This window comes from Burkholderia sp. SIMBA_051 (genome assembly GCF_046534915.1).
Classification (GTDB): Bacteria; Pseudomonadota; Gammaproteobacteria; order Burkholderiales; family Burkholderiaceae; genus Burkholderia; species Burkholderia ambifaria.
The window spans coordinates 1-397 of record NZ_JAWRXS010000074.1 but is presented as its reverse complement, the minus strand read 5'-3'; the positions used below and the strand labels follow the sequence as shown (position 1 = coordinate 397).

Below are 397 nucleotides of genomic sequence, written 5' to 3'. Positions count from 1 at the left end.
CGAGCTGCGAGTTGGGCTGCGTGTTGGCGCTGTATCGGGTCCCGGCGAGTTGCCGGAGCAAAATGCTGGCGCAGTCGTTCGTCATGTGCCGACGCGTTGGGGCGGCTATTGGGAGGTGCTTATGGACTCTGGTGCAATTGAGTCCCTCTCCTGCAGCGTAACGAGCGAAATGGGCATCGGCTGGTACGCTTTGGGGGAATTGTCGTGAAGGCCTTCTTTTCAGATACCGAAATAGAGGCGTTGCCGCACGAGCAGCGCATCCGCGCGAAGGCGGCGCTCTGTATAGCTCGACTTTCGCCAGGCCTAACCCCGGAATTCATCTTTACGCACGGTATCCAGGAGCCAGCAGCCTGCGCGGAATGGCTCGGCCAGATGGTCGAATACTACGAGGGAATAG

Annotated in this window: 2 protein-coding genes; both read left to right on the top strand. The window is 59.4% G+C overall.

The annotated features are described in order from the left end of the window. Window positions 1-208 (top strand): hypothetical protein (locus SB771_RS33605; protein WP_410721868.1); only part of this gene is annotated, 208 nt, incomplete at its 5' end. Further along, window positions 205-397: hypothetical protein (locus tag SB771_RS33600; RefSeq protein WP_410721867.1), on the top strand; the 193-nt coding region annotated here is incomplete at its 3' end. The genes SB771_RS33605 and SB771_RS33600, both read left to right, overlap by 4 nt.